Annotated in this window: 21 protein-coding genes; 8 read left to right on the top strand and 13 right to left on the bottom strand. The window is 70.2% G+C overall.

The window, feature by feature from the left end; translation table 11 throughout:
• The 5 genes from ACWDX9_RS41265 to ACWDX9_RS41245 all read right to left on the bottom strand — a co-directional run.
• Positions 1-1,107, bottom strand: a 1,107-nt coding sequence (locus ACWDX9_RS41265; RefSeq protein ID WP_449964438.1) for a Gfo/Idh/MocA family protein, incomplete at its 3' end; no start/stop codon positions are given.
• 13 nt (positions 1,108-1,120) lie between these two features.
• Positions 1,121-1,984, bottom strand: a complete 864-nt coding sequence (locus tag ACWDX9_RS41260) for a carbohydrate ABC transporter permease (RefSeq protein ID WP_449964435.1) — start codon at positions 1,982-1,984, stop codon at positions 1,121-1,123.
• The gene (locus ACWDX9_RS41255) at positions 1,974-2,930 is read right to left on the bottom strand and encodes a carbohydrate ABC transporter permease (RefSeq protein WP_449964433.1); all 957 of its coding nucleotides are present in this window, start codon (positions 2,928-2,930) and stop codon (positions 1,974-1,976) included. The genes ACWDX9_RS41260 and ACWDX9_RS41255 overlap by 11 nt, the downstream gene beginning before the upstream one ends.
• Positions 2,927-4,207 (bottom strand): ABC transporter substrate-binding protein, encoded by a 1,281-nt coding sequence (locus ACWDX9_RS41250; RefSeq protein WP_449964430.1) that lies wholly within the window; start codon positions 4,205-4,207, stop codon positions 2,927-2,929. Before ACWDX9_RS41250 ends, ACWDX9_RS41255 begins: the two co-directional genes overlap by 4 nt.
• Positions 4,208-4,453: 246 nt before the next feature.
• A complete protein-coding gene (locus ACWDX9_RS41245; RefSeq protein WP_449964427.1) occupies positions 4,454-6,427 on the bottom strand; it encodes a S8 family peptidase in 1,974 nt (657 codons plus the stop codon).
• Between the two features lie 354 nt (positions 6,428-6,781).
• Here ACWDX9_RS41245 and ACWDX9_RS41240 point away from each other — a divergent pair, with 354 nt between their 5' ends.
• From ACWDX9_RS41240 to ACWDX9_RS41230, 3 genes are all read left to right on the top strand, one after another.
• Positions 6,782-7,663 carry an LLM class F420-dependent oxidoreductase gene (locus ACWDX9_RS41240; protein WP_449964424.1) on the top strand — a complete coding sequence of 294 codons (882 nt, stop codon included), beginning with the start codon at positions 6,782-6,784 and terminating at the stop codon, positions 7,661-7,663.
• A gap of 71 nt (positions 7,664-7,734) precedes the next feature.
• On the top strand, positions 7,735-8,208 hold the full coding sequence (locus tag ACWDX9_RS41235; protein WP_449964421.1) for a hypothetical protein: 474 nt from the start codon (positions 7,735-7,737) through the stop codon (positions 8,206-8,208).
• 119 nt (positions 8,209-8,327) lie between these two features.
• Positions 8,328-9,131: an SAM-dependent methyltransferase gene (locus ACWDX9_RS41230; RefSeq protein ID WP_449964419.1), complete on the top strand. Its 804-nt coding sequence runs from the start codon at positions 8,328-8,330 to the stop codon at positions 9,129-9,131.
• A 6-nt stretch (positions 9,132-9,137) separates the two neighbouring features.
• Here the strand turns inward: ACWDX9_RS41230 and ACWDX9_RS41225 are convergent, their stop codons facing one another.
• Positions 9,138-10,262, bottom strand: coding sequence for an acyltransferase family protein (locus tag ACWDX9_RS41225; RefSeq protein WP_449964416.1), 1,125 nt, complete (start codon positions 10,260-10,262; stop codon positions 9,138-9,140).
• A 43-nt stretch (positions 10,263-10,305) separates the two neighbouring features.
• Positions 10,306-10,431, bottom strand: coding sequence for a response regulator transcription factor (locus ACWDX9_RS41220; RefSeq protein WP_449964441.1), 126 nt, complete (start codon positions 10,429-10,431; stop codon positions 10,306-10,308).
• Between the two features lie 220 nt (positions 10,432-10,651).
• Between ACWDX9_RS41220 and ACWDX9_RS41215 the strand changes: the two genes are divergently transcribed.
• Positions 10,652-10,888 (top strand): antitoxin, encoded by a 237-nt coding sequence (locus ACWDX9_RS41215; RefSeq protein ID WP_449964413.1) that lies wholly within the window; start codon positions 10,652-10,654, stop codon positions 10,886-10,888.
• A 13-nt stretch (positions 10,889-10,901) separates the two neighbouring features.
• Here ACWDX9_RS41215 and ACWDX9_RS41210 read toward each other — a convergent pair whose 3' ends face one another.
• Positions 10,902-11,702, bottom strand: coding sequence for an MBL fold metallo-hydrolase (locus tag ACWDX9_RS41210; protein WP_449964411.1), 801 nt, complete (start codon positions 11,700-11,702; stop codon positions 10,902-10,904).
• Between the two features lie 35 nt (positions 11,703-11,737).
• On the opposite strand from ACWDX9_RS41210, the gene ACWDX9_RS41205 reads away from it, so the two are divergent.
• Complete coding sequence (locus ACWDX9_RS41205) at positions 11,738-13,228, top strand: cobyric acid synthase (protein WP_449964408.1); 1,491 nt, start codon at positions 11,738-11,740, stop codon at positions 13,226-13,228.
• A 7-nt stretch (positions 13,229-13,235) separates the two neighbouring features.
• Here the strand turns inward: ACWDX9_RS41205 and ACWDX9_RS41200 are convergent, their stop codons facing one another.
• The 4 genes from ACWDX9_RS41200 to ACWDX9_RS41185 form a co-directional block, all read right to left on the bottom strand.
• Complete coding sequence (locus tag ACWDX9_RS41200; RefSeq protein WP_449964405.1) at positions 13,236-14,243, bottom strand: 1-acyl-sn-glycerol-3-phosphate acyltransferase; 1,008 nt, start codon at positions 14,241-14,243, stop codon at positions 13,236-13,238.
• A 27-nt stretch (positions 14,244-14,270) separates the two neighbouring features.
• A complete protein-coding gene (locus ACWDX9_RS41195; RefSeq protein ID WP_449964403.1) occupies positions 14,271-15,083 on the bottom strand; it encodes a patatin-like phospholipase family protein in 813 nt (270 codons plus the stop codon).
• Positions 15,084-15,195: 112 nt separating this feature from the next.
• Positions 15,196-15,810 (bottom strand): LysE family translocator, encoded by a 615-nt coding sequence (locus tag ACWDX9_RS41190; protein WP_449964401.1) that lies wholly within the window; start codon positions 15,808-15,810, stop codon positions 15,196-15,198.
• A 4-nt stretch (positions 15,811-15,814) separates the two neighbouring features.
• On the bottom strand, positions 15,815-16,762 hold the full coding sequence (locus ACWDX9_RS41185; protein WP_449964399.1) for a quinone oxidoreductase family protein: 948 nt from the start codon (positions 16,760-16,762) through the stop codon (positions 15,815-15,817).
• Positions 16,763-16,882: 120 nt separating this feature from the next.
• Here ACWDX9_RS41185 and ACWDX9_RS41180 point away from each other — a divergent pair, with 120 nt between their 5' ends.
• Positions 16,883-18,508 (top strand): serine/threonine-protein kinase, encoded by a 1,626-nt coding sequence (locus ACWDX9_RS41180; protein WP_449964396.1) that lies wholly within the window; start codon positions 16,883-16,885, stop codon positions 18,506-18,508.
• Positions 18,509-18,611: 103 nt separating this feature from the next.
• On the opposite strand, the gene ACWDX9_RS41175 is transcribed toward ACWDX9_RS41180, so the two are convergent.
• On the bottom strand, positions 18,612-19,199 hold the full coding sequence (locus tag ACWDX9_RS41175; RefSeq protein WP_449964393.1) for a TetR/AcrR family transcriptional regulator: 588 nt from the start codon (positions 19,197-19,199) through the stop codon (positions 18,612-18,614).
• 136 nt (positions 19,200-19,335) lie between these two features.
• On the opposite strand from ACWDX9_RS41175, the gene ACWDX9_RS41170 reads away from it, so the two are divergent.
• Both ACWDX9_RS41170 and ACWDX9_RS41165 read left to right on the top strand, forming a co-directional pair.
• Positions 19,336-21,204, top strand: a complete 1,869-nt coding sequence (locus ACWDX9_RS41170; RefSeq protein ID WP_449964390.1) for an ATP-binding cassette domain-containing protein — start codon at positions 19,336-19,338, stop codon at positions 21,202-21,204.
• A 32-nt stretch (positions 21,205-21,236) separates the two neighbouring features.
• Positions 21,237-22,118 carry a Vgb family protein gene (locus tag ACWDX9_RS41165; RefSeq protein WP_449964387.1) on the top strand — a complete coding sequence of 294 codons (882 nt, stop codon included), beginning with the start codon at positions 21,237-21,239 and terminating at the stop codon, positions 22,116-22,118.
• The last annotated feature ends 278 nt before the right edge of the window (positions 22,119-22,396 follow it).

The raw sequence follows: 22,396 nt of genomic DNA, 5'->3' as shown, positions 1-22,396 counted from the left end.
GGGCGGTGGCCAGCTCGAAGTTCTCGGCGTTCTCGTTGTGGAGCACGTAGAAGAACGGGGGTCCACGGCGGTGGCGGCGGCGATGGCCGCGCTGGTGGCGACGGGCTCGACGTGGGTGCGCTCGACGACGTCGAGCTCGATGCGCCCGCCGGTGCCGTTGATCGCCACGCGGTATCCCTCCCAGGGGCAGTGCGCGTGCAGCGTGTACGACATCGACGCGCCGCGGCGGTAGCCGACGACGACGTTGAGGTTGTCCTCGATCGTGATGCCGTCGGAGAACACGTCGCGGTCGCGGATGTAGCCGTCCAGATGCTCGCCGTCCTGGTAGAGCAGCCGCAGCCGGTCGTCGGCGGCGATGTCGAGCGCGAAGGGGTCGCCCGGCCCGGCGGCGTCCCTGCTGCGCTCGGGGCGCGGCCCGAGCCCCCGCCTGCGGGCGTTGTCCGAGCCGTAGAACCGCAGGCCGCCGCGGGCGTACACGGTCTCCGGCAGGTCGGCGAGCCACCAGTTGACCAGGTCGAAGTGATGGCTCGCCTTGTGCACCAGCAGGCCGCCGGAGACGGCCTTGTCGCGGTGCCAGCGGCGGAAGTAGTCGGCGCCGTGCACGGTGTCCAGGCACCACTCGAACGCCAGGGAGGTGATCTCGCCGATGGCGCCCTCGGCGATGAGCCGGCGCACCAGCGCGTTCCGGGGCGAGTACCGGTAGTTGTGGGTGAGGATCAGGCCCGCGGCGCCGGCGGCGAGCGCGTCGCGGATCTGCCGCAGACCGGCGACGTCCACGGTCAGCGGCTTCTCCGACACCACGTCCACGCCCTCGCGCAGCGCCTGGCCGATGTAGGCGGCGTGGGTGGCGTCGGGCGAGGTGACGACCACGACGTCCGGCCGCTCCCTGGCGAGCAGGCGGCCGAAGTCGCCGGGGTCGTAGTGCGCCATCCGCAGGTCGGGCCGGGTCTCGGCGACGAGACGGTCGTAGTACGCCATGCGCACCTCATTGGTGTCGCAGAACGCCACCGGGTGACCGACGTCGGCGTACGGGCCGAGCAGCGCCCCCAGGTACATGCGGGCACGTGAACCGGTGCCGACGAAGGCGTAGCGGCGAGGTCGGGCCATGCGTTTCGATCCCCTATTTCAGGCCGGTGGTGGCGATGCCCTTGACCAGGTACTTCTGGCCTGCGATGAAGAACCCGATCACGGGCGCGAGCGACAGGAACGACATGGCGAACATCTGCCCCCACTGCGACTGCCCCTCCGAGTCGATGAACTGCCGCAGGGCCAGCGGCACGGTGTACAGCTCGGAGTCGGTCAGGTAGATCAGCGGGCCGAAGAACTCGTTCCACACCGAGATGAACGTGAAGATCGCCGTGGTGGCGAACGCCGGCATGCACAGCGGCATGATCACCTTCCAGAAGGTGCGGAACGGCCCGCAGCCGTCGATGCGGGCGGCGTCGTCGAGCTCCTTGGGCAGCGCGCGCATGAACTGCACCATCAGGAAGATGTAGAACGCGTTGGTGGCCAGGAAGTTGGGCACGAGCAGCGGGTAGTAGGTGTTGAGCCAGCCCAGCTTGGCGAAGACGATGTACTGCGGCACCAGGAGCACGTGGCCGGGCAGCATCATGGTGCCGAGCATCAGGGTGAAGAACAGCTTGCGGCCGGTGAACTTCAGCCGGGCGAAGCCGTACGCCGCCAGCGAGCAGGACACCAGGTTGCCGATGATGCTCAGCACGACGATCACGAACGAGTTGGCGAGGTAGACGCTGAACGGCTGCTCCAGCGCGGTCCACCCGTCCAGGTAGTTGGCCGGGTTCCACTCGGCGGGCCACAGCGACAGGTCGGTGAAGATCAGCCGGTCCGGTTTGAGCGAGCTGGAGATCAGCCACGCCAGCGGGTACATCATGACCGCGCCCACCACGCAGAGCAGCACGTGCTTGGCGTACCGGGAACGGCGGGTCCGGCCCACGCGCTCGACGAAACTTTCCTCAGTTGTCATAGAAGACCCAATACTTCGCGGCCAGGAAGTTGACCGCGGTGAACGCGGCGATGATCACCAGCAGCATCCAGGCCATGGCCGAGGCGTAGCCCATGTTGAACTGCGAGAAGCCCTGCTGGTACAGGTACAGGTTGTAGAAGAGCGTGGAGTTGGCCGGCCCGCCGGTGCCGCCGCTCATGACGAATCCCTGGGTGAAGGTCTGGAACGACGAGATCAGGGACTGGATCAGGTTGAAGAAGATGATCGGGCTCAGCAGCGGCAGCGTGATCGAGCGGAACTGCCGCCACCGCGAGGCTCCGTCGATGGCGGCGGCCTCGTAGTACATGCCCGGGATCTGCCGCAGTCCGGCCAGGAAGATCACCATGGGAGAGCCGAACGTCCAGATGTGCAGGACGATGAGCGTGGTGAGGGCGTAGTCGGGGTCGGTCGTCCAGCCCGGCCCGTCGATGCCGAACCAGCCGAGGAACGCGTTCACGATGCCGTCGAGGCCGAAGATGTAGCGCCACAGCAGGACGATCGCGACGCTCCCGCCGAGCAGGGAGGGCAGGTAGAAGACCGCCCGGTAGACGGACAGGCCCCGGACGCCGCGGTTGAGCAGCATGGCCACGCCCAGCGCCGCCGCCAGCGACAGCGGCACCGACACGAACGTGTAGACGAAGGTGACCTTCAGCGACTGGTGCAGCACCGGGTCGCGGAGCATCTCCGCGAAGTTGTCCAGCCCGATCCACTTCGGCGCGTTGAGCAGGTTGTAGTCGGTGAACGCCAGATACAGCGAGGCGAAGAACGGGATGACCGTGAAGAGCATCCCGATGAACCACGGCAGCAGGAAGAGGTACCCCGCCCGGTCCTGGGGCGGCTTGGCGGGGCGCCTGCGCCGCGGCCCGGCGGACGCCTCCGCCCCGGCGACGGGCCGGTCCAGCACCGGCGCGGCCTTCGGCCTGCTCACCCGCCGAGCGCCTTCCTGCCCGCGTCGAGGAGCGCCGCGGCGCCCTGCTGCGGCGTCTGCCGCTTGAACTCCACTTCGGCGGCGATCGACTGCAGGCTGGAGGCGATGCTGCTCGACCCCGGCGGGTACGTGTAGGAGCGCGGCAACTCCTCCTTCTGCAGCCCGATCAGGTAGTCGGTGGCGACCTGGTCGTCCGCCGCCAGGCTCGGCCGGACCTCGGTGGCCACCTTGGTGTTGGCGGGCACGCCGCGGGTCGTGCCGGTCGCCCTGGAGGCGTCCGGGTCGTTGATGAGGAAGTTGAGCAGCTTCAGCGTCTCGGCCGGGTGCTTGGACTTCGCGGCGACCGACCACAGGGCCGGGGTGTCGATCGACTGGCCGCGCCGCTTCTCGGTGGTCTCGCCGGGCATGCGGAGCAGGACGAGGTTGCCCCCGGCGGCGGCGTTGTAGCCCAGGAAGTTGTTGGTGGGGATGATCTGCGACGCGATGGCGCCCTTGGCCAGGTACGACTGCTCGGCGCCGCCTCCCACGTTCTCGAAGAACCCGGCCGGCGGGAAGCCGCCGTCGGCCCGCATGGACTGGAACATCTCGAACCAGGCGACGAGGGTGGCCTCGCTGATGCCGAGCTTGCCGTCGGCGGTGTAGAAGTCCTCGCCGCGCTGGCGGGTGAACACGATGAGGTTGGCCAGCGTGTACGCCTCGAAGCCGGTGCCGTACACCTTCTTGCCGCTGGCCTTGCTGATCTCGCGGGCGAAGGTGGCCAGGTCCTGCCAGCTCCAGGTGTTCCCGTCCGGGATCTTGACGCCGTACTTCTCGGTCAGCGTCCTGTTGACGACGAAACCGATGCTGTTCAGGCCGGAGGCGACGCCGAAGTTCTTGTCGCCGACGGCCGCGAGCGCCCGTACGCTCTCGCTCAGCCCGGACAGGTCGACCGCGCCGGCGTGCTGGTTGAGGTCGAGCAGCGCGCCCCGGTCGGCGTACTCGCGCAGGCTGTCCATGCGCATCATCATCAGGTCCGGCGCGTTTCCGGCGGCGAAGCGCGTGGCCAGCTTGTCCTTGTACGGGCCGCTGTCCTGATACTCGGTCTTCACCGTGACGCCGGGGTTCTTCTTCTTGAACACCTCCAGCGCGGCCTGCGTCTTCTGCGCCCGGGAGGCGTCGCCCCACCAGACCATGTTCAGCTGGACGCCGCCGCCACCGGATCCGTCGCCGCCCCCGCCGAAGCCCCGGCCGCACGCCGTCAGGCCGAGACCGAGACCGGACAGACCGGCCAACTTCACCAGATTCCTTCGGCTTAACGACATCGGGGCCATTGGAGCGGATCGAGGGGTCATCTGGGCGCGGTCCCTTCAAGAGGGCGCCGGCGAGCCGGCGACAAGACGTCCTGGGGGGTAGGGGGAAGGTCACGTTACGTCGGCATTTCGGGTTACGTCAACCCATGAAACAAATAGAGGCAACCGTTTGCAGTGTCCTGAAACGACAACGGGGCGGCGGGTTGCCCCCGCCGCCCCGTTGCTCGCAGGCCGTTACTTGTTGACGTGTCCGTACAGGAACACGGCGGCCTTCTTCAGCTGGGCGGCGCTCGCCCGGCCGGTGCGGTGCCGCTCCGCGGCGGCGATCGCCTGCTTCAGCGTCGTCTTCCCGGACACCTTGGCCGAGCCGTTGTAGACGCCGTGCGCGTAGTTCAGCCACGCGGCCAGCAGCTCACGGTCCAGCAGCGCCTTGGCGGCCTTGCTCTTGGTGGCGAGGGCCTTGTACGCGGCGGACAGCGTGGTGGCGTCGGTCAGCTCGGGGAAGACCTTGCTGCCGTTCTGCGCGATCGCGAGGTAGCACGACAGCGTCTGGTCGCTCAGCGAGCCCTTCCCGCGCAGCATCTCCTTGGCCCACGCCTTGGCGCTCAGCGGCTTGGTGCCCTTGCCCCGCGTGCAGTCGTCGGGGGTGGGCACCGGCACCGGCTCGGTGTCCGTGCCGGGGTCGGTCGGGCGGTTCGACGGGGTCGGCGCCGCGGTCGGGCTCGGCGACTTCGTCGCGGTGGGAGTCCTCGTGGGAGTCACCGTGGGAGTCACCGTGGGAGTCGCCGTGGGTGTCACGGTGGGTGTCGCGGTCGGGGTCGGCGTGGGGGTCGGGGTGGCGTCCGGGGTCCACGGCATCGCCCTGGCGACGTCGATCCGCTTGGTGGTGACCGAGGTGCCGCCGCTGGTGTAGGTGATGTTCTTGCCGGTGGCCTTCAGCTTGTCGAGGAGCTGGTCCATGGACAGGTTCGGGTACGCCTGGCGCATCACGGCCAGCGCCCCGGCGACGTGCGGGGCCGCCATCGAGGTGCCGTTCATGGAGCCGTAGCCGTTGCCGGGCACCGAGGAGTTGATGCCCATGCCGGGCGCGAAGAAGTCCAGCAGCGGGCCGCGGTTGCCGAACGAGGCCACCGCGTCGTTGTCATCGGTGGCGCCGACCGTGACCGCCCGGGAGATGCAGGCCGGGCTGGAGACGCCGTCGGTGAAGCCGTTGTTGCCGGAGGCGACGACCGTGGCCACGCCGAACTGCTGCAGCCAGACGATCTCGTCCCGCAGGCCGCCGAAGTCGGGGTCGTCGTCGCAGGGCTTGGTCTGCTTCGGGCCGCCGCCCAGGCTCAGGTTGGCCGCCACGACCTTGTAGGCGGCGTGGACGCTGTCCACGTACTGCAGGGCCAGCTTCTGGTCGGAGGTGTAGCTGAGGAAGCACGGGGCGCTGGTGCCCAGCTCACCGCAGATGGGGCCGTTGAAGCGGGTGAAGACCTGGACGGGCAGGATGCCCGCTTCGGGGGCGACGCCGTCGGATGGAGCGTTCCCGGCCTTCTTGCCCGCCGCGATGCCGGCCACGTGGGTGCCGTGGGCGCACTTGTTTGCGCCCTGGACCAGGCACTTGGGGGTCTTGGCGTCGGCCGAGCCGGGGCCGGTCTGGACCGGCAGGCCGTTCGGGCACAGCGACTCGGCCTGGATGGCGGGGTCGTTGTCGACGGTGGAGAAGCAGGCCTCGTTCACGATCCGCCCGGCGAAGAACGGGTGGTCGCGGTCGATGCCGGTGTCGACGATGGCGACGGTGGAGCCCTTGCCGGTCCAGCCCGTCTTGTTGGCCCAGTCGGAGCCGATCAGCTTGGTGCTGACGTCGAGCGAGGGCGCGCTCAGCTCGTCCTCGTAGATGGACTTGATCCGGGCATCGGTCTTGAGTTCGTTGAGCGTGGCCTGGTTCAGGGAGGCGACCAGGAACTCCTTGGAGCTCGTCCGGTCGATGACCTTGGTCTCTTTCGAGGCATTCTCCGTCTTGTCGGCCACGGCCGCCAGGCTCTCGCCGTCCTTGATCTCGATGATCGCGCGGACCTGGTGCCCGCTCTTCACCTCGGCGGCGAGGCTCTTCGCGACGGCGGGATCGTCCGTGGCCGCCTGCGCGGGCGACGCGGCGGCCAGGGCGCCCGTCATCGTGGTGGCGAGCATGGAAACGCTCGCCAGCAGAGACCGTAGTCTCACTGGTCCTCCGGGGGGAACGGGCCCGTCTCGTCCGGACGGGGCTGCGTAAGGGGAGCGGGACAGCATCGAGTGCTCAGCCGGCCGCCGGTGTCGAACAAGATCCCCTTTGAGTGCGAGGAACAGGCTAGGAGGTTATGCGGAGGATAAGTAGGAATGAGGTGATTCCGTTATCTGGAAATCTCCGCAGGTCACATGGGTCGGAAGACGAACATGTCCCGCATCCGTGAGATAATGCTCTTATCGGAGCCCTCTCGGCCCCGGGCGCAGCCCGGGCGGGAGGGTTTTTTCATGCCCGCCTTCACCACGTGACCCGCGGCGGGCTCTTCCCTCTTCACCCCATCAAGGAGTGCCCCTATGGACCTCGGTCTGACCTGCCCGCGTTTCCTCTGGTCCGGCGGCGACGCCGCGATCGCCGACAAGTTCGCCGCCGTCGCCCGCGGCGCCGACCAGGCGGGGCTGCGCAGCCTCTGGGTGATGGACCACTTCTTCCAGATCCCCAACTTCGGCTCCCCGGAGGACCCGATGCTGGAGGCGTACGGCGCGCTCTCGTACGCCGCCGCCCTCACCAGCCGGGTGAGCCTGGGCGCGCTCGTGACCGGCGCCGTCTACCGTACGCCCGGCCTGCTGATCAAGCAGGTCAGCACCCTGGACGCGCTCTCCGGCGGTCGCGCCGTCCTCGGCATCGGCGCCGGCTGGTACGAGCCCGAGGCCCGCGGCCTCGGACTGCCCTTCCCGCCGCTGGCCGAACGGTTCGAGCGGCTCGAGGAGACGCTCCAGATCGCCAGGCAGATGTGGAGCGACCAGGACGGGCCGTACCGGGGCCGGCGCTACAGCCTGGAACGTACGCTCAACGCGCCGCAGGCCGACCCGCCCATCCTCATCGGCGGCAGCGGGGAGAAGAAGACCCTCCGCCTCGTCGCCCAGTACGCCGACGCCTGCAACTTCCTGTACGGCGCCGACGTCCGGCACAAGCTCGGAGTCCTGCGCTCCCACTGCGAACGCCTGGGCCGGCCCTACGAGGACATCGAGAAGACCCTCCACATGCGCATCCCCGAGGGTGAGAGCGTCGAGCAGAGCGTCCGGCGCTGCGCCGAACTCGCCGCCCTGGGCATCGACCACGTCATCGTCGCCGTGCCCGACCCCGCCGCCGATTCGTGGCTGACCCACCTGGCCGAACTCGCCGCACGGATATCCACCATCACGCCATTCGGTCGTAAGGGGAGCAATTCTGGCTGAATAACTTTGCGCGATGCGATGAATATCGGGTCCGCGTATTATGGAATGGTGGTCTTCTGGATACCTGTCTCATGAACGCGCAGGACGTGGCCTTGCTGACCGCGGCGATGAACCTCGGCACGCTGGTCTTCGTCGGGCTCCAGACGAGGGCGCTGACGAGGCAGACCAGGCTGGTGGCCGCCAATCTCGAGTACGGCACCCATCAGCGGCTCATCGATTATCTCAACGAGATCAACACCATGATCATCGATAATGACCGCGTTCGCGAGATATTCGCGGACATCGATTTCATCGGGGACAGCGTCCGGCGAAATCCGGAAATTTCCGTGCAGAACATCGCCCTCGCCTGGTCAATATTCAACCGCTACGAGGCCGCCCACACCGGCTACCGGCTGGGCGTCATCAAGGACGACGACTGGGAGATCTGGCTGCGCAGGATCAGGAATGACCTCAAGATCCCCTTCATCCGCACGGTCTGGCTGCAGGACATGCAGAACTTCGACTACCGCAAGGACTTCCGGGACCTGATCAACGACCTCCTGTAGGCGGCCCCGGCCGGCGCGACGATGGGAGCAGAACGCCTCGTTTGACACCAAAACCTGACAGCCTGCTTCGCGGATTGCGATAGCTTGTGTACGGAATGATCACGAATGGAGGCCGTGACATGCCGGAGCAAGGCGGTGGCGGAGCTATGGGGATCGACGTCACCAGGCCAAGCGTCGCCCGTATGTACGACTACTACCTCGGTGGCAAGGACAACTTCGAGGTCGACCGCGACGCCGTACGGCGGGTCGAGAAGGCGATGCCCGAGATCCGCCAGTTGGCCCAGGAAAACCGGGCGTTCCTGCGCCGCGCGGTGCGGCACATGGCCCGGCAGGGGATCCGGCAGTTCATCGACATCGGCTCGGGCCTGCCCACCGTGGGCAACACGCACGAGATCGCCCAGCAGATCATCCCGGACGCCCGGGTGGTGTATGTCGACAACGACCCGGTCGTGCTGCAACACGGCCGTGCGCTCCTGGCGACCGACCACAACACCACCGTGGCCGCCGCCGACATGCGCCGCCCGGCCGACGTGCTCGGGCACCCGGAGACCGTCAAGCTCATCGACTTCAACGAGCCGGTCGGCGTCCTGATGATCGCCATGGTGCACTTCCTCACCCTGGAGGAAAGCGCCTCGGTCATGGGCCGGCTCCGCCACGCCCTGGTGTCCGGCAGCCACCTGACGGCCACCCACGTCACCGTCGACGGCCATCCGGCGGACGCGGTCGCCCAGATCGAGACGGTGTACGCGGCCACGCCGACGCCGATCTACTTCCGCGGGCACGCCGACGTGGCGAGCTTCTTCGATGGGTTCGACCTGGTGGATCCCGGTCTGGTCACCATCGACGCCTGGCATCCCGACCCGGCCGACCCGGCTCCCGCCGCCACGCGATGGCTGTACGGGGGAGTCGGCCGCAAGCCGTGAACCGCCTCATCGAGGCTCCGCGCCGCCGGCGACCAGGCGTTTGCCGAGGCGCTGGGCCGGGGCCTCGATGAGCCGGTAGGTCATGGCGCTGAGCGGGATCAGGGCCAGGAAGTACAGCACCGGGTTCGGGATCACGTGCAGCAGGATCGGGTGCAGCAGGTAGACGGAGAAGCTGATCACGCCGAGTCGCGCCAGCCAGCGCGGGAACGCCCGCCGGCGCAGCGCGAACGCCAGCCCGAAGGCGCCGTACGCGAGCGCGATCGCGGGTGCCCAGCTGGGCTCGTCCTTGGCGAAGAGCCCGCAGCCCAGCACCACCGCCACCGCGACGGCCGCCGTACGCCAGGGGACGGCTCCCTGCTCGGCCCGGTACACCGCCGTCCCCGCGAACATCGTCGCCAGAATGATCACGCCCTGCCAGGTGCCGGCCCGGCTGCCCAGGATCACCAGCCCGAGCCCGAGGAGACCGCCCGCGACCGCGGCGGCCGTACGTACCCTGCCGTGCCCGAGGGCGGTCACCGCGATGGCCGCCACGACCGCGACGGGGAGCAGCACGGCGGCCACGTCGTCCCGGCCGCCGATCATCGTCTGCGGCACCAGCAGGCCCACGCCCACGGCCACCAGCGCCAGGACGACGGCGATCTCCGCCGACCTGCCGGCCTGCCGCACCTGGAACAGCGCGACGCTGATCAGGTAGAACGCCATCTCGTACGAGAGCGTCCACGTCACGCTGATGACGGCCGGCAGGTTGAGCAGCTCCTGCAACATGGTCAGATTGCCGAGCGCGACCACGGGGAGAGGGCGCTCGGCGAGCTGGGGTTCGAGGCGGAGCACGCCGGCCAGGGCTAGGAGGAGCACCAGGCAGCAGGCGCTGACCAGCAGGGGGAGGAGGCGGAAGGCCCGCCCGGTCCAGAAGGCGCGCACGTCGCCGCGCCGTTCCAGGGAGGCGGGGATGATGTACCCGCTGACCAGGAAGAACACGAAGACGCCCCAGCTGCCGAGGTCGATCCGCCGGTCCACCTCCACCCAGAGGTCCGGGACGAAGGTCCAGCCGGCGTGGTGCATGGTGACGGCCAGCGCGGCCGGCCCCCGCAGGGCGTCCAGCCAGGCCAGCCGGGCGGGGGCCCTGAACATCTGCCGGATTCTAGGCCATACGAGACCGTCGGGAGTCCACGTCTCAGACCAGCCGGGCCTCGTAGGCGGCGATGACCAGGTGGACGCGGCTGCGCGCACCGAGCTTGGTCAGCAGGCTGCTGACGTGCGTCTTGACCGTGCTGAGGCTGACGTACAGGCTCTGGGCGATCTCCGCGTTGCGCCCGGCGGGGAGGGGTCAACCGGTTCCTGCCCGGCTACCCGGCGCTCCAGCTGATCGAGCAGCTACCGCCCATCATGCCGACCTGGGCGGCTTTCACGGTGCTCGCCGGGTGGGCGGTGGTTCCGCTGCTCGCCGCCTGGCGACGGGAGTGAATGTGCAGGATGCGGGGGTAGGGGGCGCCCGTAGTCCGAAGAAATGGGGAACGTGTATGAGCCGCATCGGGGAATGGCTGAAGAAGGTGGAGAACCTGGCCAGGGGGCATTCCAAGCAGGCCGACCAGTTGCTGGACCGCGCCGAGCGCTACGCGAAGGAGCGGACCGGCCACAAGTACGACGACCAGATCTCGAAGGGCGCGGACGCGGTGCAGCAGCGCTACGGCGGCGGTGGTCAGCCGCAGCCGCCCGTTCGGGACGAGGGGACCAGGGACCAGAGGCGCGAGGGCTGAACGGCCGGGCCGGCTACCTGTCGCCGACGAAGGAGAGGTACCGGTCGGCCGAGCGGCGGACGGCCTCCGCGCCGTCCCCGTATACGACGCGCTTCCACCAACCCCCGTAAACCCTCTCGAACGCGTACGGCTCCAGCAGGTCCAGGGCGCGGCGCACGACGTGCGGACGTTCCGGGATGTAGTTGGGGTAGCTGTACATGAAGCTCACCCAGCGCCGGTCCTGGACGACCTGGAGGATGTCACCCGAGAACAGGGCACGCTCGGACGACCAGTGCAGCACCTGGCCGCCCTCGAAGTGCACGCCCGCGTTGATCAGGGTGAGGTCCTCCGACAGCCGGTGGGTGTCGCCTTCCCAGAAGACGACCGAGTCGTCCGGTCTGGCCACCCACCGCCTGTCGGCGGCGTGGATGTACACCGGGGCGTCGAAGGCCCGGGACCATTCGATCATGGAGCCGTAGAAGTGGGGGTGGCTGATGGCGATGGCCGACACCCCGCCCAGCTCCTCGACCTCGGCGATCAGGTCGTCGTCGAGGTAGGAGACCATGTCCCAGAGCACGTTGCCCTCCGGCGTGCGCAGCAGGAGCGCGCGCTGCCCGATCGCCGTGGGCGGGGCGGTGCCGATGCCCACCACGCGCGGGCCCTCCTCCTCCACCCGGCCGCGATGGCCCTCGGCCGCCAGGCCCGCCAGCGTGGTCCACCGCTGGCCGTCCCAGCCGACGTACTGGCGCTCGTCCTCGCAGATCGGGCAGTCGGGGCGCGGCTCGGCGTACTGGACGCCGCAGGTGCGGCAAATGGGCAGGTCGGCCGGTGGCATGCGGCCAGCCTAGCGCGGGCCTGTACGGTGATCGCATGGTCAGAGGGGGGTTGCTGGTCGCGGGGACCACGTCCGACGCGGGCAAGAGCGTGCTGACGGCGGGGATCTGCCGGTGGCTGGCCCGCAGGGGCGTGCGCGTCGCGCCCTTCAAGGCGCAGAACATGTCGCTCAACTCGTACGTCACCGCTCAAGGCGCCGAGATCGGCCGGGCCCAGGCGACGCAGGCGCAGGCCGCCTACCTGGAGCCGACGGTGGACATGAACCCCATCCTCCTCAAACCGGGCACCGACCGCCGCAGCCAGGTCGTCCTCATGGGCAACCCGGTGGCGGACGTGGACGCGATGGAGTACGGCGCGCTCAAGGACCTCCTGCGCGCCACCGCGCTGGAGGCGCTCGAAAGGCTCAGGGGTCAGTACGACGTGGTCGTGTGCGAGGGCGCGGGCAGCCCCGCCGAGATCAACCTGCGCCGCGGCGACATCGCCAACATGGGCCTGGCCAGGGCCGCCGACCTGCCCGTGATCGTGGTCGGCGACATCGACAGGGGAGGGGTGTTCGCCGCGTTCTACGGCACGGTGGGCCTCTTAGATGCCGACGACCAATCGCATATTTCCGGATTTGTCGTGAACAAGTTCCGCGGCGCGCGGGAGCTCCTGGAGCCCGGCCTCGACATGCTCAGGCGGCTGACCGGGCGCGAGGTGTACGGCGTCCTGCCCTGGCTCGACGGGCTCTGGCTGGACGTCGAGGACTCCCTGGCCCTGGACAGCCGGAAGGTCGCGGTAGGCGCCCCGTACGGCAGGCAGACCCTCCGGGTGGCCGTCGTACGGCTGCCGAGGATCTCGAACTTCACCGACCTGGACGCCCTGGCCGCCGAGCCGGGAGTCGTGGTGCGTTTCGTGACCGATCCGGTCGAGCTGGACGACGCCGACCTGGTGGTGCTGCCGGGCTCCAGGGCCACGGTGAGCGACCTGGCGTGGCTGCGGGAGCGCGGGCTGGCGGCGGCGATCATCGACCGCGCGGGGCCCGTGCTGGGGATCTGCGGCGGGTTCCAGATGCTCGGGCGGGAGATCGTGGACGAGGTGGAGTCTGGGGCGGGCAAGGTCGAAGGGCTCGGGCGGCTGCCGGTACGCGTCGAGTTCGCGAAGGAGAAGCGGCTCGGGCGGCCCGAGGGCACGGCGTATGGGCAGCCGGTCCGCGCGTACGAGATCCACCACGGGCTGGCCTCGGTCGATGGAGGCGAGCCGTTCCTCGACGGCTGCCGGGCCGGCAACGTCTGGGGCACCACCTGGCACGGCGCCCTGGAGAACGACGGCTTCCGCCGGGCCTTCCTGGCCGACGTGGCCGCGCGGGCGGGACGCGACTTCGCGCCGGCTCCCGGCACGGACTTCGCCGCGCTCCGGGAGGAGCGGCTCGACGCGCTCGGCGACCTGGTGGAACGGCACCTCGACACGGACGCGCTGCTCCGCCTCATCGAGCACGGCCCGCCGGACGTCCCGGTCCTGCCCCCGGGCGCGCCACCGCTCAGCTAGCGGGCGCTCATCCTGTCCGGGCCACGCGCTGGGCGTCGATCCAGGCGTCGATCTGCTCCCAGTGGTCGTACAGCCACCGGATCCGGTCCTCCCGCTCCGCCGGGATCTCGGCCGCGGGCACCCGCCACCACTTCGCGGTGATCTGAGCGTTGAAGGGCAGCTTGCGCCAGACGTCCCCCAGCGTGATGAGGTCGTCGAGCCCGGTGTGCGCGACGAAGATGACGTCCGCCGACGGGCACGCCTCGATGGCCGTGATGGCGCCGTTCGGACGGGGCGGGAGCAGGTGGTCCATGCCGCGCGCCCGCTCCGCCTCCTCGGTCAGCCCCTTCTCCTCCAGTCGCCGGATGGCGAGCCGGCGGCGGCGCGGGGTGAAGTTCCCGCCCTCGGGGAAGATCACGAGAGCGTCCTGGTCGCCCATCGTGGCGGCGAGGCGGTGGATCTCCTCGATGACCCGCTTCTGTCCGGACTTGCGGGGCACGAACGCGTTCGGCAGCCGGTTGATCACGACGTCCAGCGAGGGGTCGTACTGAAGTGCGGCCTTCATGACGATGCGCGGCCGCCGGTGATAGATCGCCAAAAGGTAATAAATCAGCAAAAAGGAGTCGCCGGGGCCCGCGTGCCGCGACAGCACGATGACCGGTCGCGTCAGCCTGGCGGACTGCTCCTCGTCCGTCAGGTCGGGCTCCTGGATCTCCAGCGTCAGCCGGAAGATCCGCACGGCGGCCGCGTGCACCTTGTCCAGGAACCACCTGATCAGGGCGTAATGCCGCTCCTGGCGCCGGGCCCCGCCCGCCACCCACAGCCACAGGCACGTGATCAGCACGCCCGACTCCAGCGTCAGCCACACCGTGGCGAACCAGACGAACCTCGCCCCTCTGCGCCGCGGCGGCGGCAGGCGCAGCGAGGCCGCGGCCGTGACCAGGAGCCAGAACGGCAGCGTCACGACCATGAACACGGTCATCACGATGACCAGCGGAGCCAGCACCAGCCGGCGGAGAATACGCGGTGGAAGCAACGGCGCCTCCCTGCAACGGTCTAACCTTCATCCTCCTCTGTTGCGCAAATAGCGGGAAGAAGCGCTGTACGCCCGCTCGATGCAGGCGGAGATCTGCGAAATGTTGCGGTAGCGCAGCGGGGAGAGCGCCTCGGTCGTCCCGGCGGGCAGCACGTGCACCTCCACGCCGGGCGGCAGGCTGGCCATGTCCTCGGCGAACCGGTGCCTGCGCGCGATCTCGAACGCCACCATGCCCACCTCCCAGAACCTCCTGGGCGGCGCCAGCGGCCGTTCGATCCGCCCGACGTGCAGGACGTAGACGCGCTTGGCGCCGAGCTGCACGGCCCGCCCCACGGGGATGCTGTGCACCAGCCCCCCGTCGTAGAAGTGCTCGCCGCCGATCACGACGGGCGGCAGCAGCCCGGGCACCGCGCACGACGCCAGCACCGCGTCGACCAGCGGCCCGCCGGTGAACCAGTGAGCCGCCGCCCGCTCGACCGAGGCCGCCACGCACTGGAAGGGGACCTCCAGCTCCTCGATCCGCGAAACCCCCACGGTCCCGCTCAGAACCTCGCGCAACGGCCCGATCGGGTGCAGATGGGTGCCGGTCCTGGCCAGCGTGGACAACCGGGCCACCCACGAGCCGGCGAAGGCCGTACGTACGACGTCGGAGCGCCACAGAGTGGTCAGCCGCTCCACCGCCTCGGACGGGGCGGCGGCGATGACCACCCCGTTCAGGGCGCCCACGGACGTGCCCACGACGAGGTCGGGGCTGATGCCCGCCTCGTCGAGCGCCTGCAGCATGCCCACCTCGTGCGCGCCGAGCACGCCCCCGCCACCGAGCACGAACGCCGTTTCCACGCAACCCACCCTCTCGTTGCCGCGTCCCGGAAGCAAAGCCATCCGCACGCTGCCGGACCCGTCCGGTGACGAGGCCGTCTGCTGGGCCGGCCCACGGGCCCCGGCTTCGGCCTCAGTCGGTGACGGCGAGGCGGATGCCGAAGCCGACGATGACCACGCCGGTCAGGCGGTCGAGGAAGCGGCGTACGGCGGGCGTCCGCAGGAAGCCGCCCACCAGCGACGCGAACCCGATCAGCGCCGCGCTCCACAGCAGCCCCTCGGCCACGTGCACGCCGGCCAGCACCAACCCCATGACCGCGTGCGGCGCCCCGTCCGGGATGAAATGCGGCAGCATGGCGACGTAGAATGCCCCGACCTTGGGGTTGAGCAGGTTCGTGACCAGCCCGCGCCGGAACCCGGCCCCGAACCGCACCGCCTGCTCCGGCTCGTCATGAGGCGCGGCCTTGGCCAGGAGCATGCGCAGGCCCATCCAGACCAGGTACGCCACGCCGGCCCAGCGTAGGACCTCGTAGCCGAGCCGCGAGGCGGCCAGCAGCGCCGACAGTCCGGCCGCGGTGAGCACGCCCCACGTGAGCGTGCCGAGCTGGATGCCGAGCGTCACGCCCCAGGCTGCCCGCCTGCTCGCCAGCAAGGACGTACGCAGGATCAGGGCCGTGTCGAGGCCGGGGGTGAGCGTGAGCAGCGCCACCACGGCGGCGAACGACCAGACTGATCCTGCGATGTCCATGGCGTCAGGGTATGAGGAGCAGTTTTCCTGTCGTCCGGCGGGCCGCCAGGTCCTCGTGCGCCTGGTGCGCCTCGGCCAGCGGGTAGCGGTGCGAGATGTTGATGGTGAGCTGTCCCGACTTGATCCAGCCGAACAGGTCGGAGGCGCGCCGCAGCAGCTCCTCGCGCTCGGCTATGTAGTGGACGAGCGTGGGCCTGGTCAGGAAGAGCGAGCCCTTGCGGTTGAGGATCTGGGGGTCGATCGGCGGCACCGGGCCGCTGGCGGCGCCGTACAGGGCCATGAGACCGCGCGGCCGCAGCGCATCGAGCCCGCCGTCGAACGTGGCCTTGCCGACGCCGTCGTACACCACGTCGATCCTGTTCCGCAGCGCCTCGGCGAAGTCGTCGTACCGCAGCACCTCGTCGGCGCCGGCCTCCCTGGCGAGTTTCTCCTTCTCGCTGGTGGAGACGGTGGTGTGGACCTTGGCGCCCTTGAGCTTGGCCAGCTGGATGAGCAGCTGGCCCATGCCGCCGGCTCCGGCGTGGACGAGCACCTCGTCGCCTTCCCGCACCTCGTGGGTGGAGTGGGTGAGGTAGTGGGCGGTCATCCCCTGCAGCATCGCCGCCGCGGCCACGTCGGCCGGGACGCCGTCGGGCACCGGCACGGCCCGGTCCGCCGGGATCACCGCCTTCTCGGCGTAGCTGCCCAGGACGTTGGCCCAGGCCACGGTGTCGCCCACGGCCACCCCTTGCACCCCAGGCCCGACGGCCGAGACCGTGCCCGCGCCCTCGGAGCCGATGGGAGTGGGCAGGTCGAGCGGGTACGCGCCGGAGCGGTGGTAGATGTCGATGAAGTTGACGCCGCTGGCGGCGACGTCGACCACGATCTCCCCCTCGCCGGGGACGGGATCGGGCCGCTCGACGTATTCGAGAACCTCAGGACCGCCAGGGGCGGAGACGATGATGGCATGCATGACACCTAGTCAACTCCGTACGCGCGGGGGAATGCCACTCGGGTCCGGCTTCCCCAGGTGGCGAATACGTGGCGTGCTCGGCCCTGCGCGGTGTGCGGCGTGTCGGTAAGCTAGCGCGCCGTGAGCGGTGAAACCTCCCACATCGGGCGCTACAGGTTGCTTAGCGTGCTGGGTCGGGGCGGCATGGGCACGGTCCATCTCGCCGAGGATCCGGCTGGGCAGCGGGTCGCCGTCAAAGTGATCAACCCGGAGCTGACCCAGCACGAGCAGTTCCGCATGCGGTTCCGCAGGGAGGCGGACGCCGCCCAGAGGGTGCGCAGGTTCTGCACGGCCGCGGTGATCGAGGCCGCGCTCGACGGCGACCAGCTCTATGTCGTCACCGAATACGTGCCCGGCCCGAACCTCGAGGCCGCCGTACGCCAGTCGGGCCCCCTGCGCGGCTCCAGCCTCGACGCGCTGGCCGTCGGCGTGGCCACCGCGCTGACCGCCATCCACGGCGCCGGTGTGGTGCACAGGGACCTCAAGCCGTCGAACGTGCTGCTGTCGCCCGTCGGCCCGCGCGTGATCGACTTCGGCATCGCGCGGGCGCTCGACACGCTCGGAGGCGTCACGGGCACCGGCGAGCTGGTGGGCACGCCCCGCTACATGGCTCCCGAGGTGCTGCGGGGCGAGCCCGTGTCCCCGGCCTGCGACGTGTTCTCGTGGGGATGCCTAGTCGCGTTCGCCGCCAGCGGCAGGGCGCCCTTCGGCGGCGACACGCTGCCCTCGATCGTGTACCAGGTGCTCAACACCGAGCCGGATCTCAGCGAGGTCGAGCCCGGCCTGCGCGAGCTGGTCGGGGCCGCGCTGCGGAAGGACCCGGCCACGAGGCCCACCGCGCAGCAGCTGCTCGACCAGCTCGTCGGGCGGTCGGCCGGGCCCGAACAGGCGGCGCATACCGTACAGGTGGCCTGGCAGCAGGCCACGGCGCCGTACACGTCCGTCGAGCAGAAGTCCAAGGGCAACCGCGCCAAGCTGATCGCGGGCGTCGCGGCGGCGGCCGCGGCGGTGCTCGTGGCGGGCTCGGTGGCCGCGTGGGCGGTGCTCAGCCCCAGCGGGCCGCCCGACATGAGCGTTCTCTACCGCGAGGACTTCACGCAGACCTCCGGCGGCTGGAACGGCGTCTACGACCCGGACGAGACGGCCAGCTACGGCTACCGGACGGACGGGACGTACGGGCTGGACGTGGAGAAGGGGTCCGAGGAGCGGTGGGCGAAGGCGCCCATACCCTTCCTCATCGCCACGCCGACCACGACGCCCGACCCGTCGGCCACGCCCACGCCGATGTTGCCCTCCTCCGTCGTCGTCGCCGTCACCGCCGAGGTCAAGAAGTCGGTCGGGAGCGGTGAGTACGGCGTGTACTGCCACAACATGGACGATGACGACACGTACTACGAGTTCGCGCTCGACACGACCGGGAAGGCCAGGATCCGGCGGATCGTGGACGGATCGGGCGGGACGCTGGCCCAGCCGGTGCAGGTGGACGGCCTGCCCGGCAAGGCCCGGGTGGCGGCGGCGTGCGAGCAGGTCGGGTCGGCCGTGCGGTTGACGATGTGGGTGAACGATCAGCGGGTGCACCAGGTGGAGGATCCGAACGGGCTCGGGAACGGGTATGTGGGGATGTTCGCGCGTACGCCGAAGGATGAGACGTCGCTGCTGAAGACGACGTTCGACGACTTCGAACTACGCGGCCAGAAGACCCCCTGACCCTCCCGGGGCTCCGGCGCGGGCTGCTCTTGCAGGCGCGGGCGGCGGTTCACAGCGCACCGGCACGGGTGGCAGTTCACAGAAGACCGGCACGGGTGGCAGTTCACAGAACACCGGCGCGGGCGGCGGCGAGGGCCGCGTCGGCGGCACGATCGGCGTCCCGCTCGGTGACCGGCTCGTGCGCCACGAACAACCGGTAGTAAACAGGCGCGACCGCCACCCTGATCACTTCCCTGACATCCACGACGTCAGGCAGCTCACCGCGTGCGACCGCCCGCCGCACCACCTCGGCCGACTGCTCGTGCCGGGCCATGAAGAACTCGTGCAGCGCCCGCGCCGCGTCGGGATCCTGTACGGCCGCCGCCACGAACGCCGACGACACCGGCCCCAGCTCCGGGTCGTCGAAGCCGCTGCGCACCAGCTGGACGATGCCCCTCAGATCGCCCTCGATCGAGCCCGTGTCGGGAATGGGCCACGGCTCCTCCCTGGCCAGCTCCAGGGCGTCGGAGATCAGCCCCGCGACGCTGCCCCAGCGCCGGTAGACGGTCGTCTTGTGCACTCCTGACCGCTCGGCCACGTTCTCCACCGTCAGGCCCCGGTATCCGTGCTCGGCCAACTCGGCGAGGGTGGCCTCGCGTACGGCGTCCCGAACCCGGGCGCTTCGCCCGCCCGGCCGCTTGTTCGACTCCAAAAACTACTCCAGTTGCATTAGCGTCTCCCGCATGGCACACTAACGCTACAACGGTTGCGATTGGAGTTCCATCCTGATCAGTCTTCGAGGGGTTTCCAAGTCATACGGCGAGCGGGCCGTCCTCGCTGAGGTGTCCATGTCCGTGAAGCCCGGCGAGCGCGTGGGCGTCGTCGGCGAGAACGGCTCGGGCAAGTCCACGCTGCTGCGGCTGCTGGCCGGGGTCGAGTCGCCCGACGACGGCGAGGTGACGCTGGCCGACGACACCGGCTACCTCCGGCAGACGCTCGACCTGCCGCCCGGCCACACGGTCCAGCAGGCCGTCGACGCCGCGCTGGCCGGCCTGCGCGCCATGGAGCGCCGGATCCGCGAGCTGGAGTCGGCGCTCACCGATGACGTCATGGCGGAGTACGGGGAGCTGCTGACGGCGTACGAGCTGCGCGGCGGCTACGAGGCCGACGCGCGGGTCGACAAGGCCTTCCACGGGCTGGGGCTGTCCCGCGTGGGCCGTGACCGGCCGCTGTCCAGCCTGTCGGGCGGGGAGCGCGCCCGCCTCGGCCTGGCCTGCGTCCTGGCCGCCGCTCCCAGGGTCCTGCTGCTCGACGAGCCGACCAACCACCTCGACGAGTCGGCCCTGACCTGGCTCGAAGCCCGGCTGCGCGAGCACCGGGGCACGGTCGTCGTGGTCTCCCACGACCGTGTCTTCCTCGACCGGGTGGCCACGGCCGTGCTCGAGGTCGAGCACGGGGCGATCACCCGCTTCGGCGGCGGCTACACCGGCTTCCTGGCCGCCAAGGCCGCCGCCAGGGCCCGCTGGGAGCAGTCGTACGCGGCGTGGTGCGAGGAGGTGCGGCAGGTGCGCGACTACGCGGCCACCACCGCCCACCGGGTGGCCGCGGGGCGGCAGATGCGCGACAACAACAAGATGGCCTACGACCGCAACGCCGGGCGGGTACAGAGCTCGGTGGCCAGCCGGGTCCGCAACGCACACGAGCGCCTGCGCCGCCTGGAGGCCGACCCCGTCCCTCGGCCACCCGCCCCCCTCCGCTTCCACGGCACTTTCACCCCCGCCCCGACCCTCCGCGACCCCCTGAACACCACCGCCCCGCCCTTCCCCGACCCGCTGGAAATCGACGAAACGAGTCCCAGCACCCCAGCCTTGGGCTCTGCACCCAACGCAGCACCGGAGCCCACCCCGGGACACCGGCCCGGCCCCCGACACGCCTGCGACGCAGCACCCGAGCCCACCCCGAAACGCCGGCCCGGCACACAACGCACCCCTGATACGACCCACGAGCCCACACCGCGCCATGCGCCCGCTATGAGCCATGAGCGCGCTGCGGGACGCGCACCTGGCGTGCGACGCGCCCCTGATGCGGGACGTGAGCTCGGCCTCCGACACCAGCGTGCTGGAGACGAGCATGTGGCCGGACACGAGCATGCAGTTGGGCACGAGCGTGGCCAAGCTCGCGTGCTTGTGGAGCTGCGCGATGTCCGGGTCGGCGATCGGTTGCACGTGCCCTCCCTGACCATCGAAGCCGGTGACCGGCTGCTGGTCCGCGGGGCCAACGGCGCGGGCAAGTCGACGCTGCTCCAGGCCCTGGCCGAGCACGCCCGGGTAAGGGTCGGCCACCTGCCGCAGGAGGTGACGTTCGACCCCGACCTGACCGTCCTGGACGCCTACGGCCACAACCACAGCTATGCGGACGAGCGGCGTGCGGCTCTGCTGAGCACAGGCCTCTTCAAGCCCCAAGCCCTCGACCAGAAGGTGGGCACGCTGTCGGTCGGGCAGCGGCGCAGGCTGGCGCTGGCCCGGCTGCTGGCGCAGGAGTACGACCTCCTCCTGCTCGACGAGCCGACCAACCACCTGTCGCCGGTACTGGCCGAGGAGATCGAGCAGGCACTCGACGACTACCGCGGCGGGCTCGTCGTGGTGTCGCACGACCGCGCCCTCATCCGGCGCTTCCGGGGGACCGAGATCACGTTGGCAGGAGGACGCATATGTTGAGCAGCGCAGGATCGACCAGTGAAGGACCGCAGATGTTGACCAGGATTGATGAGGGCGCGCCGTACGGCATCGCGACCGGGCCGGACGGGGCGCTCTGGTTCACGCTCGTTCACGAAGGGCGCGTCGGCAGGATGGTGCCGGGTCAGAAGCCGGTGATTCATCAGCTCGATCCGGCCGACGGGCAGCCGACCGTGATCACCCCGGGGCCGGACGGGGCGATGTGGTTCGCGGAGGGCAAGGGCGGCCGGGTCTCCCGGATCACCGCCGACGGGCAGGTGACCTCCTATGAGGCGGACTCGCCGTACGGGCTCGTCGCCGGGCCCGACGGGGCCATGTGGTTCACCCAGATGCAGACCGGCCGGATCGGGCGCATCGGGCCCGGCGGGGAGCGTACGGAGTTCGAGGTGCCGGTGGAGGGCGGCATGCCCGCCTTCATCACGGTGGGGCCGGATGACGCGCTCTGGTTCACGATCAACCAGGGCAACGCCATCGGGCGGATCTCGCTGGCAGGCGAGGTGACCGTTCACCCGCTCCCCACGGAGGGCGCCGCCCCGGTGGGCATCACGGCGGGGCCGGATGACGCGCTCTGGTTCGTGGAGATCGGCGCTGGTCAGGTCGGGCGGATCGACACCGCCGGCAAGATCACCGAGTACCCCTTGCCTGACCGGGTCGCACGACCGCACGCGATCGTCACCGGCCCCGACGGAGCCCTCTGGTTCACCGAGTGGGCCGCCGACCGCCTCGGCCGCATCACCACCGACGGGACCATCGACTCGTACCCGCTCCCAACCGCACCGCAGCCGGGAGACGATGGTGCGCGAAAGGCCGAGCCACACGGGCTGACGGTCGGGCCGGACGGGGCGATCTGGGTGGCCCTGGAGGCGGGCGCTTTGGCCCGCTTCAGCATCGACTAACGAACCACGACCACCTCAGCGACCTCACCTACCAACCAGCCAGCCCAGCGCCCCGACCCAGCGCCCCGACCCAGCGCCCCGACCCAGCGCCCCGGCTCGGCATCCGTGCCCGGGGTCCGTGCCTGGGGTCCGTGCCTGGGGTCCGTGCCTGGGGTCCGTGCCTGGGGTCCGCGTCCGGGGTCCGTGCCCGGGGTCCGTGCCCGGGGTCCGTGCCCAGCGCCCCGGCTCGGCTTCCCCGCCGAGCCCCGTCACCGCCCTGGGCCGTCACCGCCCTGGGC

It is taken from the genome of Nonomuraea sp. NPDC003201 (assembly GCF_053590415.1).
Note: the sequence above shows the minus strand (reverse complement) of the source record. Positions and strands in the feature narration are given on the sequence as shown.

Coding starts and splice junctions, on each gene's coding strand:
- ACWDX9_RS41190 (WP_449964401.1), bottom strand. CDS start 15,810: ATGGACATCGCAGGATCAGTCTGGTCGTTCGCCGCCGTGGTGGCGCTG.
- ACWDX9_RS41240 (WP_449964424.1), top strand. CDS start 6,782: ATGGACCTCGGTCTGACCTGCCCGCGTTTCCTCTGGTCCGGCGGCGAC.
- ACWDX9_RS41165 (WP_449964387.1), top strand. CDS start 21,237: ATGTTGACCAGGATTGATGAGGGCGCGCCGTACGGCATCGCGACCGGG.
- ACWDX9_RS41185 (WP_449964399.1), bottom strand. CDS start 16,762: ATGCATGCCATCATCGTCTCCGCCCCTGGCGGTCCTGAGGTTCTCGAA.
- ACWDX9_RS41230 (WP_449964419.1), top strand. CDS start 8,328: ATGCCGGAGCAAGGCGGTGGCGGAGCTATGGGGATCGACGTCACCAGG.
- ACWDX9_RS41205 (WP_449964408.1), top strand. CDS start 11,738: ATGGTCAGAGGGGGGTTGCTGGTCGCGGGGACCACGTCCGACGCGGGC.
- ACWDX9_RS41215 (WP_449964413.1), top strand. CDS start 10,652: ATGAGCCGCATCGGGGAATGGCTGAAGAAGGTGGAGAACCTGGCCAGG.
- ACWDX9_RS41235 (WP_449964421.1), top strand. CDS start 7,735: ATGAACGCGCAGGACGTGGCCTTGCTGACCGCGGCGATGAACCTCGGC.
- ACWDX9_RS41170 (WP_449964390.1), top strand. CDS start 19,336: ATGTCCGTGAAGCCCGGCGAGCGCGTGGGCGTCGTCGGCGAGAACGGC.
- ACWDX9_RS41210 (WP_449964411.1), bottom strand. CDS start 11,702: ATGCCACCGGCCGACCTGCCCATTTGCCGCACCTGCGGCGTCCAGTAC.
- ACWDX9_RS41225 (WP_449964416.1), bottom strand. CDS start 10,262: ATGTTCAGGGCCCCCGCCCGGCTGGCCTGGCTGGACGCCCTGCGGGGG.
- ACWDX9_RS41260 (WP_449964435.1), bottom strand. CDS start 1,984: ATGACAACTGAGGAAAGTTTCGTCGAGCGCGTGGGCCGGACCCGCCGT.